The 13,832-nt window shown below is 68.1% G+C and carries 13 protein-coding genes; 12 read left to right on the top strand and 1 reads right to left on the bottom strand.

Annotated features, from left to right (window positions below; translation table 11 throughout):
* Positions 1 to 34: 34 nt before the first annotated feature.
* Positions 35 to 1,330, top strand: a complete 1,296-nt coding sequence (locus SMIR_RS15215) for a geranylgeranyl reductase family protein (protein ID WP_168494500.1) — start codon at positions 35 to 37, stop codon at positions 1,328 to 1,330.
* A 161-nt stretch (positions 1,331 to 1,491) separates the two neighbouring features.
* Here SMIR_RS15215 and SMIR_RS15210 read toward each other — a convergent pair whose 3' ends face one another.
* Entirely contained in the window at positions 1,492 to 2,328 is an 837-nt protein-coding gene (locus SMIR_RS15210; RefSeq protein WP_060901541.1) for a C40 family peptidase, read from the bottom strand.
* A gap of 725 nt (positions 2,329 to 3,053) precedes the next feature.
* On the opposite strand from SMIR_RS15210, the gene SMIR_RS15205 reads away from it, so the two are divergent.
* Genes SMIR_RS15205 through nuoK form a run of 11 tightly spaced genes read left to right on the top strand, consistent with a single transcriptional unit; the run spans position 3,054 to position 13,821 of the window.
* A complete protein-coding gene (locus SMIR_RS15205) occupies positions 3,054 to 3,413 on the top strand; it encodes an NADH-quinone oxidoreductase subunit A (RefSeq protein ID WP_007383963.1) in 360 nt (119 codons plus the stop codon).
* A 14-nt stretch (positions 3,414 to 3,427) separates the two neighbouring features.
* On the top strand, positions 3,428 to 3,982 hold the full coding sequence (locus SMIR_RS15200; protein ID WP_053743379.1) for a NuoB/complex I 20 kDa subunit family protein: 555 nt from the start codon (positions 3,428 to 3,430) through the stop codon (positions 3,980 to 3,982).
* Positions 3,979 to 4,719 (top strand): NADH-quinone oxidoreductase subunit C, encoded by a 741-nt coding sequence (locus tag SMIR_RS15195; protein WP_168494502.1) that lies wholly within the window; start codon positions 3,979 to 3,981, stop codon positions 4,717 to 4,719. The genes SMIR_RS15200 and SMIR_RS15195 overlap by 4 nt, the downstream gene beginning before the upstream one ends.
* On the top strand, positions 4,716 to 6,059 hold the full coding sequence (locus tag SMIR_RS15190) for an NADH-quinone oxidoreductase subunit D (RefSeq protein ID WP_101400039.1): 1,344 nt from the start codon (positions 4,716 to 4,718) through the stop codon (positions 6,057 to 6,059). Before SMIR_RS15195 ends, SMIR_RS15190 begins: the two co-directional genes overlap by 4 nt.
* 29 nt (positions 6,060 to 6,088) lie before the next feature.
* On the top strand, positions 6,089 to 6,898 hold the full coding sequence (gene nuoE, locus SMIR_RS15185) for an NADH-quinone oxidoreductase subunit NuoE (protein WP_101403667.1): 810 nt from the start codon (positions 6,089 to 6,091) through the stop codon (positions 6,896 to 6,898).
* On the top strand, positions 6,895 to 8,244 hold the full coding sequence (gene nuoF / locus SMIR_RS15180) for an NADH-quinone oxidoreductase subunit NuoF (protein WP_211118779.1): 1,350 nt from the start codon (positions 6,895 to 6,897) through the stop codon (positions 8,242 to 8,244). The genes nuoE and nuoF overlap by 4 nt, the downstream gene beginning before the upstream one ends.
* Positions 8,241 to 10,745, top strand: coding sequence for an NADH-quinone oxidoreductase subunit G (locus tag SMIR_RS15175; protein ID WP_212727118.1), 2,505 nt, complete (start codon positions 8,241 to 8,243; stop codon positions 10,743 to 10,745). Before nuoF ends, SMIR_RS15175 begins: the two co-directional genes overlap by 4 nt.
* The gene (gene nuoH, locus SMIR_RS15170) at positions 10,742 to 12,115 is read left to right on the top strand and encodes an NADH-quinone oxidoreductase subunit NuoH (RefSeq protein WP_101400042.1); all 1,374 of its coding nucleotides are present in this window, start codon (positions 10,742 to 10,744) and stop codon (positions 12,113 to 12,115) included. The genes SMIR_RS15175 and nuoH overlap by 4 nt, the downstream gene beginning before the upstream one ends.
* Positions 12,108 to 12,710 (top strand): NADH-quinone oxidoreductase subunit NuoI, encoded by a 603-nt coding sequence (gene nuoI / locus SMIR_RS15165; RefSeq protein WP_168494507.1) that lies wholly within the window; start codon positions 12,108 to 12,110, stop codon positions 12,708 to 12,710. The genes nuoH and nuoI overlap by 8 nt, the downstream gene beginning before the upstream one ends.
* Positions 12,707 to 13,525: an NADH-quinone oxidoreductase subunit J gene (locus SMIR_RS15160; protein WP_168494509.1), complete on the top strand. Its 819-nt coding sequence runs from the start codon at positions 12,707 to 12,709 to the stop codon at positions 13,523 to 13,525. The genes nuoI and SMIR_RS15160 overlap by 4 nt, the downstream gene beginning before the upstream one ends.
* Positions 13,522 to 13,821 (top strand): NADH-quinone oxidoreductase subunit NuoK, encoded by a 300-nt coding sequence (nuoK, locus tag SMIR_RS15155; protein WP_095853175.1) that lies wholly within the window; start codon positions 13,522 to 13,524, stop codon positions 13,819 to 13,821. Before SMIR_RS15160 ends, nuoK begins: the two co-directional genes overlap by 4 nt.
* Positions 13,822 to 13,832 lie beyond the last annotated feature (11 nt).

Here is a 13,832-nt window from a genome sequence, read left to right as displayed (position 1 = left end):
GCACGCAGATTTCGAGTCTTGGGGAGACCCCGCCGTGACCGAGCCCCAACCCCTCTCCGAAAACACCGCAGATGTGATCGTCGTCGGGGCTGGACCAGCCGGTTCCACGACCGCGTACTACCTGGCGAAGGCCGGACTCGACGTCCTGCTCCTGGAGAAGACCGCGTTCCCGAGGGAGAAGGTCTGCGGTGACGGCCTGACCCCGCGCGCCACCAAGCAGCTCGTCTCCATGGGGATCGACATCTCCGAAGAGGCCGGCTGGCTGCGCAACAAGGGCCTGCGCATCATCGGCGGCGGCGTCCGCCTCCAGCTGGACTGGCCGGATCTCGCCTCCTACCCGGACTACGGACTCGTCCGCAAGCGCGACGACTTCGACGAGCAGCTGGCCCGGCAGGCGCAGAAGGCGGGCGCGCGGCTGTACGAGCGCTGCAACGTCGGCGCCCCCATCATCGACGACCGCACCGGCCGCATCACGGGCGTGCACGCGAAGCTGGGCGACGTGGGGGAGAAGCGCGAGGTCACCTTCCACGCGCCGCTGGTCGTCGCCGCCGACGGCAACTCGACCCGCCTGTCCCTGGCGATGGGCCTGCACCGCCGCGAGGACCGCCCGATGGGTGTCGCGGTCCGTACGTACTTCACGTCCCCGCGCCACGAGGACGACTACCTGGAGTCCTGGCTGGAGCTGTGGGACCGCCGGGGCGCCGAGGACCGTCTGCTGCCCGGCTACGGCTGGATCTTCGGCATGGGCGACGGCACCTCGAACGTGGGCCTGGGCGTGCTCAACACCTCCAACTCCTTCAAGGAGCTGGACTGGCGCGAGGTCCTGAAGGCCTGGTGCGCGTCCATGCCGGAGGACTGGGGCTATACGCCGGAGAACATGACCGGCCCGATCCGCGGCGCCGCCCTCCCCATGGCCTTCAACCGCCAACCGCACTACACCAAGGGTCTGCTGCTGGTCGGCGACGCCGGCGGCCTGGTCAACCCCTTCAACGGCGAGGGCATCGCCTACGCCATGGAGTCCGGCCAGATCGCCGCGGACGTCATCGTGCAGGCCCACGCCCGCTCGACGCCGACCCAGCGCGAACTGGCCCTCCAGCGCTACCCCCGTGTCCTCAAGGACACCTACGGCGGCTACTACACCCTCGGCCGCGCCTTCGTGAAGCTCATCGGCAACCCGAAGGTCATGAAGATCGCGACCCAGCGCGGCCTGACCCACCCGCTGCTGATGAAGTTCACCCTCAAGATGCTCGCGAACCTCACGGACCCGACCGGCGGCGACGCGATGGACCGCATCATCAACGGCCTCTCGAAGGTGGCACCGAAGGCCTGACGCCATCACGGGGCGCCCGGGGGACCTCCGGGGACCTCCCGGGGTCTCCGGGGTCGTTCCGGGGGCGTCCGGGGGCGGTCCCGCCCCCGGGGCAGCACGACGAGGCCGCCACCCACTCGGGTGGCGGCCTTCATGCCGTATGACTTACAAGGTCCCGCGACTCAGAGAACGCGCACCGCGCCCGTGGCCGGGTAGCCCGAAAGGTCCTGAATCACCACACCCTTGGAGGGGTTGGCCGCGTCCAGGTACTGGCCGTTACCGATGTACACACCCACGTGGTACGCCGAACCGGCCGAACCCCAGTACAGGATGTCGCCGACCTGGATGTTGGACAGCGAGACCGGCGTACCGGACGTCGACTGGTCCTGCGAGACGCGCGGCAGGTCGACACCGACCTGCCGGAACGCGGCCTGCACGAGGCCGGAGCAGTCCCAGGCGTTGGGGCCCGTACCGCCCATCACGTACGCGTCGCCGACCTGAGCCTTGAGGAAGGCGATGACGGTGGCGACACTGCCGCTGGCCGGGGCGGAGACGGTCGAACTCGAGGAGCCCGCGGAGCTGGACAGGACGGTCCGCGTGGACGACCGAGAGGCGGCCTGGGCGGCTGCGGCCTTGCGCGCGTCCTCGGCCTTCTTCTTGGCCTCGGCCTTCTTCTTGGCGTCCGCGAGGTCCGCCTTGGCCTGCTTCGCGGCCTTTGCGGCGGCCGCGTCGCGCTCGGCCTGCAGCTCGTAGTTGGCAGCTGCCTGCTGCGTGGCGTCCGCGGACTGTGCCAGCTGAGTGGCCAGGTCGGCCGTCAGGGTGGGCAGTTCGAGGGTCTGCGTCACGGGCTCGGCCGCGTTCGCCGAACCAGCCGCACCGGCCACGGCCAAGGTGCTGAGAACGCCACCGGCAACTCCGGCGCGCATCGCTAGCGTCGACGCGTTGCGGCGGGGCTTCCGGTGGTTGCGTATGTGAGCGGTGTGGGACATGGGTACAACCGGTATCAGGGACTCCCTCATACCTTCAAGAAACGTGTGGTGCGCCACAGTTGTTCAATCCGCGGCCGAATCCGGGGCGCGTCACTTCTTATTGACGCCGTAACGGGCATTATGGACAGAGGTGATCAAGCCTGTGATCATGCTCTTTCCGTATTACGTCCGAATTGCCCTCCGCCTACCACTGGTCGCAGCCTGTGGCCAAGGCCGGCTTATCTGACCCATAGGCCGATGTGACGCAGGTCACGGAACGGTCACCGGGCCGGCGGCGTCTCGCGCGCACCTCTCGACCGCCTCCCCCTCGTGAATGTGTGCACGCGCCGATGTCTGTCCACATCCGTCCACACCCCTCCCTCTGATGTGTGAACGCGCTCCTCTACCAAGCCCCTGCGTCCAGCACCAATTTGCATGCATCGGAAGTCTCTTGATATTGAGACGCCGCCCCGGACCTGTGGTGACGAGCGGAAATGTCACATCTGGTGATCGCACGGACGCTTCGCGTATGAAGATCACTGCTCATCCGACTTCATGATCCTTCGTCAGGTGGTGGAGATCACAAAGCTTGTGCAATACCCCGTGTCGCAGATCACAGACCGGCGGGCATAAGATGCGAGGCAGTTGGGCTTGTGACCTGCTTCACATGTACGCGATCTTCGTCGGGACGCACGGGGTTCGTGGGACGGGTGGAGCGGAAGTGCTTGCCTGACGCAACCGCCAGCAGTCAGTGCCGACTGAGAGGAGCGAGGAGCGTGAACGCGTATGCGCCGATCCTCGTACTGGGAGCCCTCGGGGCAGGCTTTGCGATCTTCTCCGTGGTCATGGCCACGCTTATCGGTCCAAAGCGATACAACCGGGCCAAGCTCGAGGCCTACGAGTGCGGTATCGAGCCGACCCCCACGCCGGCCGGCGGCGGGCGCTTCCCCATCAAGTACTACCTGACGGCGATGCTCTTCATCGTCTTCGACATCGAGATCGTCTTCCTCTACCCCTGGGCCGTCACCTTCGACGCCCTGGGTGTTTTCGGGCTCGTGGAGATGCTGCTCTTCGTGCTCACCGTCTTCGTCGCGTACGCGTACGTATGGCGGCGCGGCGGCCTGGAATGGGACTGAGGGGCCTTTAAGACATGGGACTCGAAGAAAAGCTGCCGAGCGGATTCCTGCTGACCACCGTCGAGCAGGCCGCGGGCTGGGTGCGCAAGGCGTCCGTCTTCCCCGCCACGTTCGGACTCGCCTGCTGCGCCATCGAGATGATGACGACCGGCGCGGGCCGCTACGACCTCGCGCGCTTCGGCATGGAGGTCTTCCGCGGCTCACCGCGCCAGGCCGACCTCATGATCGTCGCCGGCCGCGTCAGCCAGAAGATGGCGCCGGTACTGCGGCAGGTCTATGACCAGATGCCCAACCCCAAGTGGGTGATCTCCATGGGGGTCTGTGCCTCATCGGGCGGAATGTTCAACAACTACGCCATTGTGCAGGGCGTCGACCACATCGTCCCGGTCGACATCTATTTGCCCGGCTGTCCGCCGCGGCCCGAGATGCTGATCGACGCGATCCTCAAGCTCCACCAGAAGATCCAGACCTCCAAGCTCGGCGTGAACGCCGAGGAGGCGGCCCGCGAGGCGGAGGAAGCGGCGCTCAAGGCGCTCCCCACCATCGAGATGAAGGGCCTGCTGCGGTGAGCGACGCGAACGGCAACGGGGTGAACCCCGAGAAGGACCTCGGCGCCTCCAACCTCCCCGGCCAGCGCGGCGAGGGCGGCGAGGAGATCCGCGTCCAGCGCGGCATGTTCGGCGCCAACAACGGCGGCGACACCACCGGCTACGGAGGCCTGGTCCGCTCCATCCGGCTCCCCGGCCCGGCCACCCGCCCCTACGGCGGCTGGTTCGACGAGGTCGCCGACGAACTGGAAGGCGCCCTGGAGGAACAGGGACTCGTCCCCGACAACGCCATCGAGAAGACGATCGTCGACCGCGACGAGCTCACCTTCCACATCGAACGCGAGTACCTGCTCCGGGTCGCCCAGACCCTCCGCGACGACCCGGCCCTCCGCTTCGAACTGTGCACGGGCGTGAGCGCAGTGCACTACCCGAGCGACAAGGGCCGGGAGCTGCACGCCGTCTACCACCTGCGTTCGATCACCCACAACCGGCTGATCCGCCTCGAAGTCAGCGCCCCCGACGCCGACCCGCACGTCCCCTCGCTCGTCTCCGTCTACCCGACGAACGACTGGCACGAGCGCGAGACGTACGACTTCTTCGGCCTGATCTTCGACGGCCACCCGGCCCTGACGCGGATCATGATGCCGGACGACTGGCAGGGCCACCCGCAGCGCAAGGACTACCCCCTCGGTGGCATCCCCATCGAGTACAAGGGCGCCCAGATCCCTGCCCCGGACCAGCGGAGGTCGTACTCATGAGCACGCAGACCCCTTCTTCCGGCGCGTCCGCCGCGGCGGCGCGGGAGACGACCGAGGGCACCGTATATACGGTCACCGGTGGCGACTGGGACGAGATCGCCCAGTCCGCGGCGAAGTCCGACGACGAGCGCATCATCGTCAACATGGGCCCGCAGCACCCGTCCACCCACGGCGTGCTCCGGCTCATCCTGGAGATCGACGGCGAGACGGTCACCGAGGCCCGCTGCGGCATCGGCTACCTCCACACCGGCATCGAGAAGAACCTCGAGTTCCGCACGTGGACCCAGGGCACCACGTTCGTGACGCGCATGGACTACCTGACGCCGTTCTTCAACGAGACCGCCTACTGTCTCGCCGTCGAGAAGCTCCTCGGCATCGAGGACCAGATCCCCGACCGCGCCTCGATCATCCGCGTCCTCCTGATGGAGCTGAACCGACTCTCCTCCCATCTGGTGTGCATCGCCACCGGAGGCATGGAACTCGGCGCCACCACGATCATGATCTACGGCTTCCGTGATCGTGAACTCATTCTCGACATCTACGAGCTGATCACCGGCCTGCGGATGAACCACGCGTACATCCGCCCCGGCGGACTCGCCCAGGACCTGCCGCCCGGCGCGGTGGACCAGATCCGCGAGTTCGTGAAGAAGATGCACAAGAACCTTCCCGAGTACGACAAGCTCGCCACCGGGAACCCCATCTTCAAGGCCCGTATGCAGGACGTCGGCTACCTCGACCTGGCCGGATGCATGGCCCTCGGCGCCACCGGCCCCATCCTGCGCTCCGCGGGCCTACCGCACGACCTGCGCAAGGCCCAGCCGTACTGCGGCTACGAGACGTACGACTTCGAGATCCCGACCGCCGACACCTGCGACTCCTACGGGCGCTTCCTGATCCGCCTGGAGGAAATGCGCCAGTCGCTGCACATCGTCGAGCAGTGCCTGGACCGGCTGCAGCCCGGCCCGGTCATGGTCGCCGACAAGAAGATCGCCTGGCCCGCCCAGCTCGCACTGGGCCCCGACGGTCTCGGCAACTCTCTCGACCACATCAAGAAGATCATGGGCACCTCCATGGAGGCCCTGATCCACCACTTCAAGCTGGTGACCGAGGGCTTCCGCGTCCCGCCGGGTCAGGCGTACGCGGCGGTCGAGTCGCCCAAGGGCGAGCTCGGGGTGCACGCCGTGTCCGACGGAGGCACCCGCCCCTACCGGGTCCACTTCCGCGACCCGTCCTTCACCAATCTGCAGGCCATGGCGGCGATGTGCGAGGGCGGCCAGGTCGCCGACGTCATCGTCGCCGTCGCGTCCATCGACCCCGTGATGGGAGGCGTCGACCGGTGACCACCACCCCCGAGGGCGTCAGCCTGGGCATGCCCCAACTGCCCGCGCCCGACTATCCGGACGACGTTCGAGCCCGGCTCGAAGCGGACGCGCGCGAGATCGTCGCCCGCTACCCGGACTCCCGTTCGGCGCTCCTTCCGTTGCTGCATCTCGTGCAGTCGGAGGAGGGCCACGTCACGCGCACGGGGCAGCGGTTCTGCGCCGACGTACTGAACCTGACCACGGCCGAGGTCACCGCCGTCGCGACCTTCTACTCGATGTACCGGCGCAAGCCGAGCGGTGACTACCAGGTGGGTGTGTGCACCAACACCCTGTGCGCGGTCATGGGCGGCGACGCGATCTTCGAGGCCCTGCAGGACCACCTGGGCGTCGGCAACGGCGAGACCACCGACGACGGCAAGGTCACGCTGGAGCACATCGAGTGCAACGCGGCCTGCGACTTCGCACCGGTCGTGATGGTCAACTGGGAGTTCTTCGACAACCAGACCGTGGCCTCCGCGAAGCGCCTCGTCGACGACCTGCGCACGGGAGCACAGGTCGCGCCCACCCGCGGCGCCCCCTTGTGCAGCTTCAAGGACACCGCGCGGATCCTGGCGGGCTTCCCGGACGAGCGTGAGGGAGCCGTGGAGGCGGGCGGCAGCGCGGGCCCCGCCTCACTGATCGGTCTCCGCCTGGCCAAGGGGGAGAGCGTCCACGCGCGCGTGGTCCACCCACGAGGCGGCGGGGCACCGCAGGATCAGCCGCCGGCCGAGCACCTGAGCTCGCACGACGCGCCGCAGGACACATCGGCCTCTGATCCGTCACACCCGGCGGGTCCCGCAGCCGAGGAGGGGGAGTGATGACGTTGGCACCCGAGATCGACGAGACCAGCCCGGAGAAGCTGCTCGCACCCGTGCTGTCGGCCTTCTGGGACGAGGAGAAGTCCTGGACGCTGGACGTCTACCGGAGGCACGAGGGGTACGAGGGGCTGCGCAAGGCGCTGGCCATGTCACCGGACGACCTGATCGCGTACGTCAAGGACTCCGGTCTGCGCGGCCGGGGCGGCGCGGGATTCCCCACCGGAATGAAGTGGCAGTTCATTCCTCAGGGCGATGGCAAACCTCACTATCTAGTTGTCAACGCCGACGAATCGGAGCCGGGAACCTGCAAGGACATCCCGCTCCTCTTCGCGAACCCGCACAGCCTCATCGAGGGCATTGTGATCGCGTGTTATGCCATCCGGTCTTCGCATGCGTTCATCTATCTCCGCGGTGAAGTCGTCCCCGTATTGCGGCGGTTGCACGAGGCCGTTCGAGAGGCCTACGCGGCGGGCTACCTCGGCGAGAACATCCTGGGCAGCGGACTCGACCTCAAGCTCACCGTGCACGCGGGCGCGGGCGCGTACATCTGCGGTGAGGAGACCGCACTGCTCGACTCGCTCGAAGGCCGCCGTGGTCAACCGCGGCTCCGTCCCCCCTTCCCAGCCGTCGCGGGCCTCTATGCGTGCCCGACTGTGGTGAATAACGTCGAGTCGATCGCGTCAGTTCCCGCCATTCTCCGAAAAGGCAAGGAATGGTTCAGGTCGATGGGCAGCGAGAAGTCCCCGGGCTTCACGCTCTACTCGCTCAGCGGCCATGTCGCCAGCCCGGGCCAGTACGAAGCTCCGCTCGGCATCACACTCCGTCAACTCCTCGAGATGAGCGGCGGGATGCGCCCCGGCCACCGGTTGAAGTTCTGGACGCCGGGCGGCTCCTCGACCCCGATGTTCACCGACGAGCACCTCGACGTCCCTCTTGATTACGAAGGAGTGGGTGCCGCGGGTTCCATGCTCGGCACAAAAGCACTCCAGTGCTTCGACGAGACGACCTGCGTCGTGCGGGCGGTCACCCGGTGGACCGAGTTCTACGCCCACGAGTCCTGCGGCAAGTGCACACCCTGCCGCGAAGGGACCTACTGGCTCGTGCAGTTGCTGCGCGACATCGAGGCCGGCAAGGGCGTCATGTCGGACCTCGACAAGCTCAACGACATCGCCGACAACATCAACGGCAAGTCGTTCTGCGCCCTCGGCGACGGCGCCGCCTCGCCGATCTTCTCCTCGCTCAAGTACTTCCGCGAGGAGTACGAGGAGCACATCACGGGCCGCGGCTGCCCCTTTGATCCGGCCAAGTCCACCGCTTGGGCCGACCGCACGGAGGTGAACGCATGACGGTGACCACCAGCGCTCCCTCGGGAGGGGGAGAGGCGGCGGTTCCGCCGGAGGACCTCGTCTCGCTGACGATCGACGGAGCCGAGATCAGCGTGCCCAAGGGCACCCTGGTCATCCGGGCCGCCGAACAGCTCGGCATCGAGATCCCCCGATTCTGCGACCATCCGCTGCTCGACCCGGCCGGCGCCTGCCGCCAGTGCATCGTCGAGGTCGAGGGCCAGCGCAAGCCCATGGCGTCCTGCACGATCACGTGTACGGACGGAATGGTGGTGAAGACTCACCTCACTTCGCCCGCCGCCGAAAAGGCCCAGCACGGTGTGATGGAGCTGCTGCTCATCAACCACCCGCTGGACTGCCCGGTCTGCGACAAGGGCGGCGAGTGCCCGCTGCAGAACCAGGCGATGTCGCACGGCAACGCCGAATCCCGCTTCGAGGGCAAGAAGCGGACCTACGAGAAGCCGGTCCCGATCTCCACGCAGGTGCTGCTCGACCGCGAGCGGTGCGTGCTGTGCGCCCGCTGCACCCGTTTCTCCAACCAGATCGCGGGCGACCCGATGATCGAGCTGATCGAGCGGGGCGCGCTCCAGCAGGTCGGCACCGGCGAGGGCGACCCGTTCGAGTCGTACTTCTCCGGGAACACCATCCAGATCTGCCCGGTGGGCGCGCTGACCTCGGCGGCGTATCGCTTCCGCTCGCGTCCGTTCGACCTCGTCTCCTCGCACTCGGTGTGCGAGCACTGCGCGGGCGGCTGCGCGACCCGCACCGACCACCGGCGCGGCAAGGTCATGCGGCGCCTGGCCTCCCCCGACCCCGAGGTCAACGAGGAGTGGCTCTGCGACAAGGGACGGTTCGGGTTCCGGTACGCGCAGCAGCGGGACCGGCTCGACACACCCCTGGTAAGGGGTGAGTCGGGTGAACTGGAGCCTGCTTCCTGGCCCGAGGCCCTGGAAGCGGCGGCTCGGGGCCTGTCGGCGGCACGCGGCCGGACCGGCGTCCTGACCGGTGGCCGCCTCACCATCGAGGACGCCTACGCCTACAGCAAGTTCGCGCGCGTGGCCCTCGACACGAACGACATCGACTTCCGCGCGCGTGTGCACAGCGCCGAGGAGGCCGACTTCCTGGCCTCCCGGGTCGCCGGACACGGACGGGACCTCGACGGTACGGGCCTCACCTACACCACCTTGGAGAAGGCGCCCGCCGTCCTGCTCGTCGGCTTCGAGGCCGAGGAGGAGGCGCCCGGAGTCTTCCTGCGGCTGCGCAAGGCCTGGCGCGGACACGGACAGAAGACCTTCTCGCTCGCCACGTACGCGACACGCGGCCTGGACAAGGCGGGCGGCACGCTGCTGCCCGCCGCGCCCGGCACCGAGACCGAGTGGCTGGACGCCCTCGCGAGCGGCGTCGGTCTGGAGGGCGACGGTGCCAAGGCCTCCGAGGCGCTGCACACCGAGGGCGCGGTGATCGTCGTCGGCGAGCGGCTCGCGGGCGTGGCGGGCGGGCTCACCGCCGCCGTACGGGCCGCGTCCGCGACCGGCGCCACACTGGTGTGGCTCCCGCGCCGGGCCGGGGAGCGCGGCGCGATCGAGGCGGGTGCGCTGCCGTCGCTGCTGCCGGGCGGGCGTCCGGCCACCGACCCGCGCGCGCGGGAGGAGGTCGCGGCAGCCTGGGGCGTCTCCGAGCTCCCGCACCGCTACGGGCGCGACACCGGTCAGATCGTCGAGGCCGCCGTCGGCGGGGAGCTGCGAGCCCTGGTGGTGGCGGGCGTGGAGGTCGCCGACCTTCCCGACCCGGCACGCGCGCGTGCGGCCCTTTCCGAAGTCGGCTTCCTGGTGTCGCTCGAACTGCGGCCCGGCGAGGTCACCGAGCACGCGGATGTCGTCCTCCCGGTGGCCGCGGTCGCCGAGAAGGCGGGCACCTTCCTGAACTGGGAAGGCAGGGTGCGCTTCTTCGAGGCCGCGCTCAAGCCCGACCAGATGACCCGCCGCCTGGCGCCCACCGATGCGCGCGTCCTGCAGATGCTCGCCGACGCCATGGACGTACACCTGGGTCTGCCGGATCTGCGCACCACGCGCGGGGAGCTGGACCGGCTCGGTCCCTGGGGTGGCCTGCGGGCCACCGGGCCCGTGGAGATCGCGGCATCGCTGCCGCGTCCCGCCGCGGGGGAGGCCGTGCTCGCGGGCCACCGGCTGCTGCTCGACCAGGGACGCCTCCAGGAAGGCGATGACGCGCTCGCCGGGACCCGGCATGCTGCACGCGCGCGTGTGTCGGCCGCCACGGCCGCCGAGGCGGGCGTCAAGGAGGGCGACCTCCTCGCGGTCACCAGTAGCGCCGGAACCGTCGAACTCCCGCTGCAGATCACCGAGATGCCCGACCGCGTGGTCTGGCTCCCGCTGAACTCCACCGGAGGGGGCGTCGCCTCCGACACGGGGGCGCTGCCCGGCGCACTCGTCCGCATCGGCCCGGCGACGCTCGCCACCGAGGCCCCCAAGGAGGTGGAGGCATGACGCCGTACCTCGCCGCTGAAGACCTCTCCATGTTCGGCCGCGACCCCTGGTGGCTGGTCGTCGTCAAGGCGGTCTTCTGCTTCGCCTTCCTGATGGTGACCGTTCTCTTCTCCATCGTGTGGGAGCGCAAGGTCGTCGCCTGGATGCAGCTGCGCATCGGACCCAACCGGCACGGCCCCTGGGGCATGCTCCAGTCGCTCGCCGACGGCGTCAAACTGATGCTCAAGGAAGACGTCATCGTCAAACGCGCGGACAAGGTGGTCTACGTCCTCGCGCCGATCGTCGCGGCCATCCCGGCCTTCATGGCGATCGCGGTGATCCCCTTCGGACCCGCCGACAACGAGATCTCGATCTTCGGCCATCGCACCACGATGCAGCTCACGGACCTGCCGATCGCGATGCTCTACATCCTCGCGGTCGCCTCGGTGGGCATCTACGGGATCGTGCTGGCGGGTTGGAGTTCTGGATCCACCTACCCGCTGCTGGGCGGTCTGCGGTCCTGCGCGCAGATGATCTCTTACGAGATCGCCATGGGCGCCGCTTTCGCCTCGGTGTTCCTCTACTCCGGGTCGATGTCGACCTCGACGATCGTCGAACAGCAGCACGACCGCTGGTACATCATCCTGCTGCCGGTCTCGTTCCTGATCTACATCATCACGATGGTGGGCGAGACCAACCGCGCCCCCTTCGACATGCCGGAGTCCGAGGGCGACCTCGTCGGCGGTTTCAACACCGAGTACTCCTCCATCAAGTTCGCGCTGTTCATGCTCGCCGAGTACGTGAACATGGTGACGGTCTCGGCCGTGTCGACCACGCTCTTCCTGGGCGGCTGGCGGGCCCCGTGGCCCATCAGCACCTTCTGGGAGGGTGCCAACCACGGCTGGTGGCCGATGCTCTGGTTCGTGGTGAAGGTGCAGCTGCTGCTGTTCTTCTTCATCTGGCTGCGCGGCACGTTGCCGCGCGTCCGCTACGACCAGCTGATGAAGCTCGGCTGGAAGGTCCTCATCCCGGTCTCCGTGGTCTGGCTGATGCTCGTCGCGACCGTACGGACCCTCAGGAACGAGAACTACGACTTCGCCGACATCGCCCTGTACGTCGGCGGCGGTGTCCTCGTCCTGCTGCTGCTCTCGTTCGCCGCGGACATCTTCCGCGACAAGCAGGGTGCCCAGGAAGCGCCTGCCGAGCCCGCCGCCTTCGACCCGATGGCCGGTGGATTCCCGGTGCCGCCACTGCCGGGACAGGAGCTGCCACCCGTGCCGCGGCGCCGTCCACGCCGCGAGCGCGAGTTGATTGTCAGTGGCGGGTCCGATACTGCGAGTGACGGATCGAATGGCGGAACTCGTGACGGAAAGGAGGGGTCCGATGGCTGAGGAGCCGAAGGAGACCAAGCCCGGTTTCCAGAACCCCGTCGCCGGCTTCGGCGTGACCTTCAAGGCCATGTTCAAGAAGCGCCTGACGGAGCAGTACCCGGAGCAGCAGAAGACCACCGCCCCGCGGTTCCACGGCCGGCACCAGCTCAACCGCCACCCGGACGGTCTGGAGAAGTGCGTCGGCTGCGAGCTGTGCGCCTGGGCCTGCCCCGCGGACGCCATCTATGTGGAGGGCGCGGACAACACCGACGAGGAGCGCTACTCGCCGGGCGAGCGGTACGGCCGCGTCTACCAGATCAACTACGCCCGCTGCATCCTGTGCGGCCTGTGTATCGAGGCGTGCCCCACCCGCGCGCTCACGATGACGAACGAGTTCGAGCTCGCCGACTCCAGCCGGGCCAACCTCATCTACACCAAGGAGCAGCTGCTCGCCGGGCTCGATGAGGGCATGGTCGACACACCGCACTCGATCTTCCCCGGCACGGACGAGCAGGACTACTACCAGGGCCTGGTGACCGAGGCGGCGCCGGGCACTGAGCGCCAAGTCGCCGTCTCCAAGGGCGAGAAGCCCACGGAAGAGGGGGTGGGGGCATGAGCGCGCAGCTCGCCGCCTACTCCACCTCCACCGGAGAGGCCTTCCAGTTCTGGGTCCTCGGCACGGTCGCCGTGATCGGCGCCCTGTGCACCGTCTTCATGAAGAAGGCCGTGCACAGCGCGCTCTGTCTCGCCGGCACCATGATCGTCCTGGCGGTGTTCTACCTCGCCAACGGCGCCTACTTCCTGGGTGTCGTGCAGATCGTCGTCTACACCGGCGCGATCATGATGCTGTTCCTCTTCGTGGTCATGCTCGTCGGTGTCACCGCGGCGGACTCCCTGAAAGAGACCATCAAGGGTCAGCGCTGGCTGGCCCTGGTGTGCGGACTCGGCTTCGGCGTCCTGCTGATCGCGGGCATCGGCAACGCGTCCCTGAAGGACTTCAACGGCCTGAGCAAGGCCAACGCCAACGGGAACGTGGAGGGCCTCGCCGCCCTCATCTTCACGAAGTACGTGTTCGCCTTCGAAATCACCGGCGCCCTGCTCATCACTGCCGCCGTCGGCGCCATGGTGCTCACGCACCGCGAGCGCACCGAGCGCGCCAAGACCCAGCGCGAGCTGTCCGAGCAGCGCGTACGGGAAGGCAAGCACGTACCGCCGCTGCCGGCCCCCGGTGTCTACGCCCGGCACAACGCGGTGGACATCGCTGGCCTCCTCCCGGACGGCACCCCGTCCGAGCTGACCGTCAGCAAGACGCTGCGGGACCGCGGCCAGATCCGTGACGTGTCCACCGAGGCGCTGAGCGATCTGAAGGCGCTGGAGCAGCGAGCCGAAGAACGCCTGGAGCGCACGAAGACGGAGGAGGCGTCCAAGTGAACCCGGTCAACTACCTCTATCTTGCCGCCCTGTTGTTCACGATCGGCGCCACCGGCGTGCTGATCAGACGCAACGCGATCGTGGTGTTCATGTGCGTCGAGCTCATGCTCAACGCCTGCAACCTCGCGTTCGTGGTCTTCTCCCGCCTGCACGGCAATCTCGACGGCCAGATCATCGCCTTCTTCACGATGGTCGTCGCCGCCGCGGAGGTCGTGGTCGGACTCGCGATCATCGTGTCGCTCTTCCGTTCCCGCCACTCGGCCTCGGTCGACGACGCCAGCCTGATGAAGCTGTAAGGGGTCGCTGA

Source organism: Streptomyces mirabilis, assembly GCF_018310535.1.
GTDB lineage: Bacteria > Actinomycetota > Actinomycetes > Streptomycetales > Streptomycetaceae > Streptomyces.
This window is presented reverse-complemented; position numbering and strand designations above follow the sequence as displayed.

Bases quoted from the DNA above. Each gene is read 5' to 3' on its own strand.
- SMIR_RS15175 (WP_212727118.1), top strand. From the start codon at position 8,241: ATGACGGTGACCACCAGCGCTCCCTCGGGAGGGGGAGAGGCGGCGGTT.
- SMIR_RS15190 (WP_101400039.1), top strand. From the start codon at position 4,716: ATGAGCACGCAGACCCCTTCTTCCGGCGCGTCCGCCGCGGCGGCGCGG.
- nuoI (WP_168494507.1), top strand. From the start codon at position 12,108: ATGGCTGAGGAGCCGAAGGAGACCAAGCCCGGTTTCCAGAACCCCGTC.
- nuoH (WP_101400042.1), top strand. From the start codon at position 10,742: ATGACGCCGTACCTCGCCGCTGAAGACCTCTCCATGTTCGGCCGCGAC.
- SMIR_RS15210 (WP_060901541.1), bottom strand. From the start codon at position 2,328: ATGAGGGAGTCCCTGATACCGGTTGTACCCATGTCCCACACCGCTCAC.
- nuoE (WP_101403667.1), top strand. From the start codon at position 6,089: ATGCCCCAACTGCCCGCGCCCGACTATCCGGACGACGTTCGAGCCCGG.
- SMIR_RS15200 (WP_053743379.1), top strand. From the start codon at position 3,428: ATGGGACTCGAAGAAAAGCTGCCGAGCGGATTCCTGCTGACCACCGTC.
- SMIR_RS15160 (WP_168494509.1), top strand. From the start codon at position 12,707: ATGAGCGCGCAGCTCGCCGCCTACTCCACCTCCACCGGAGAGGCCTTC.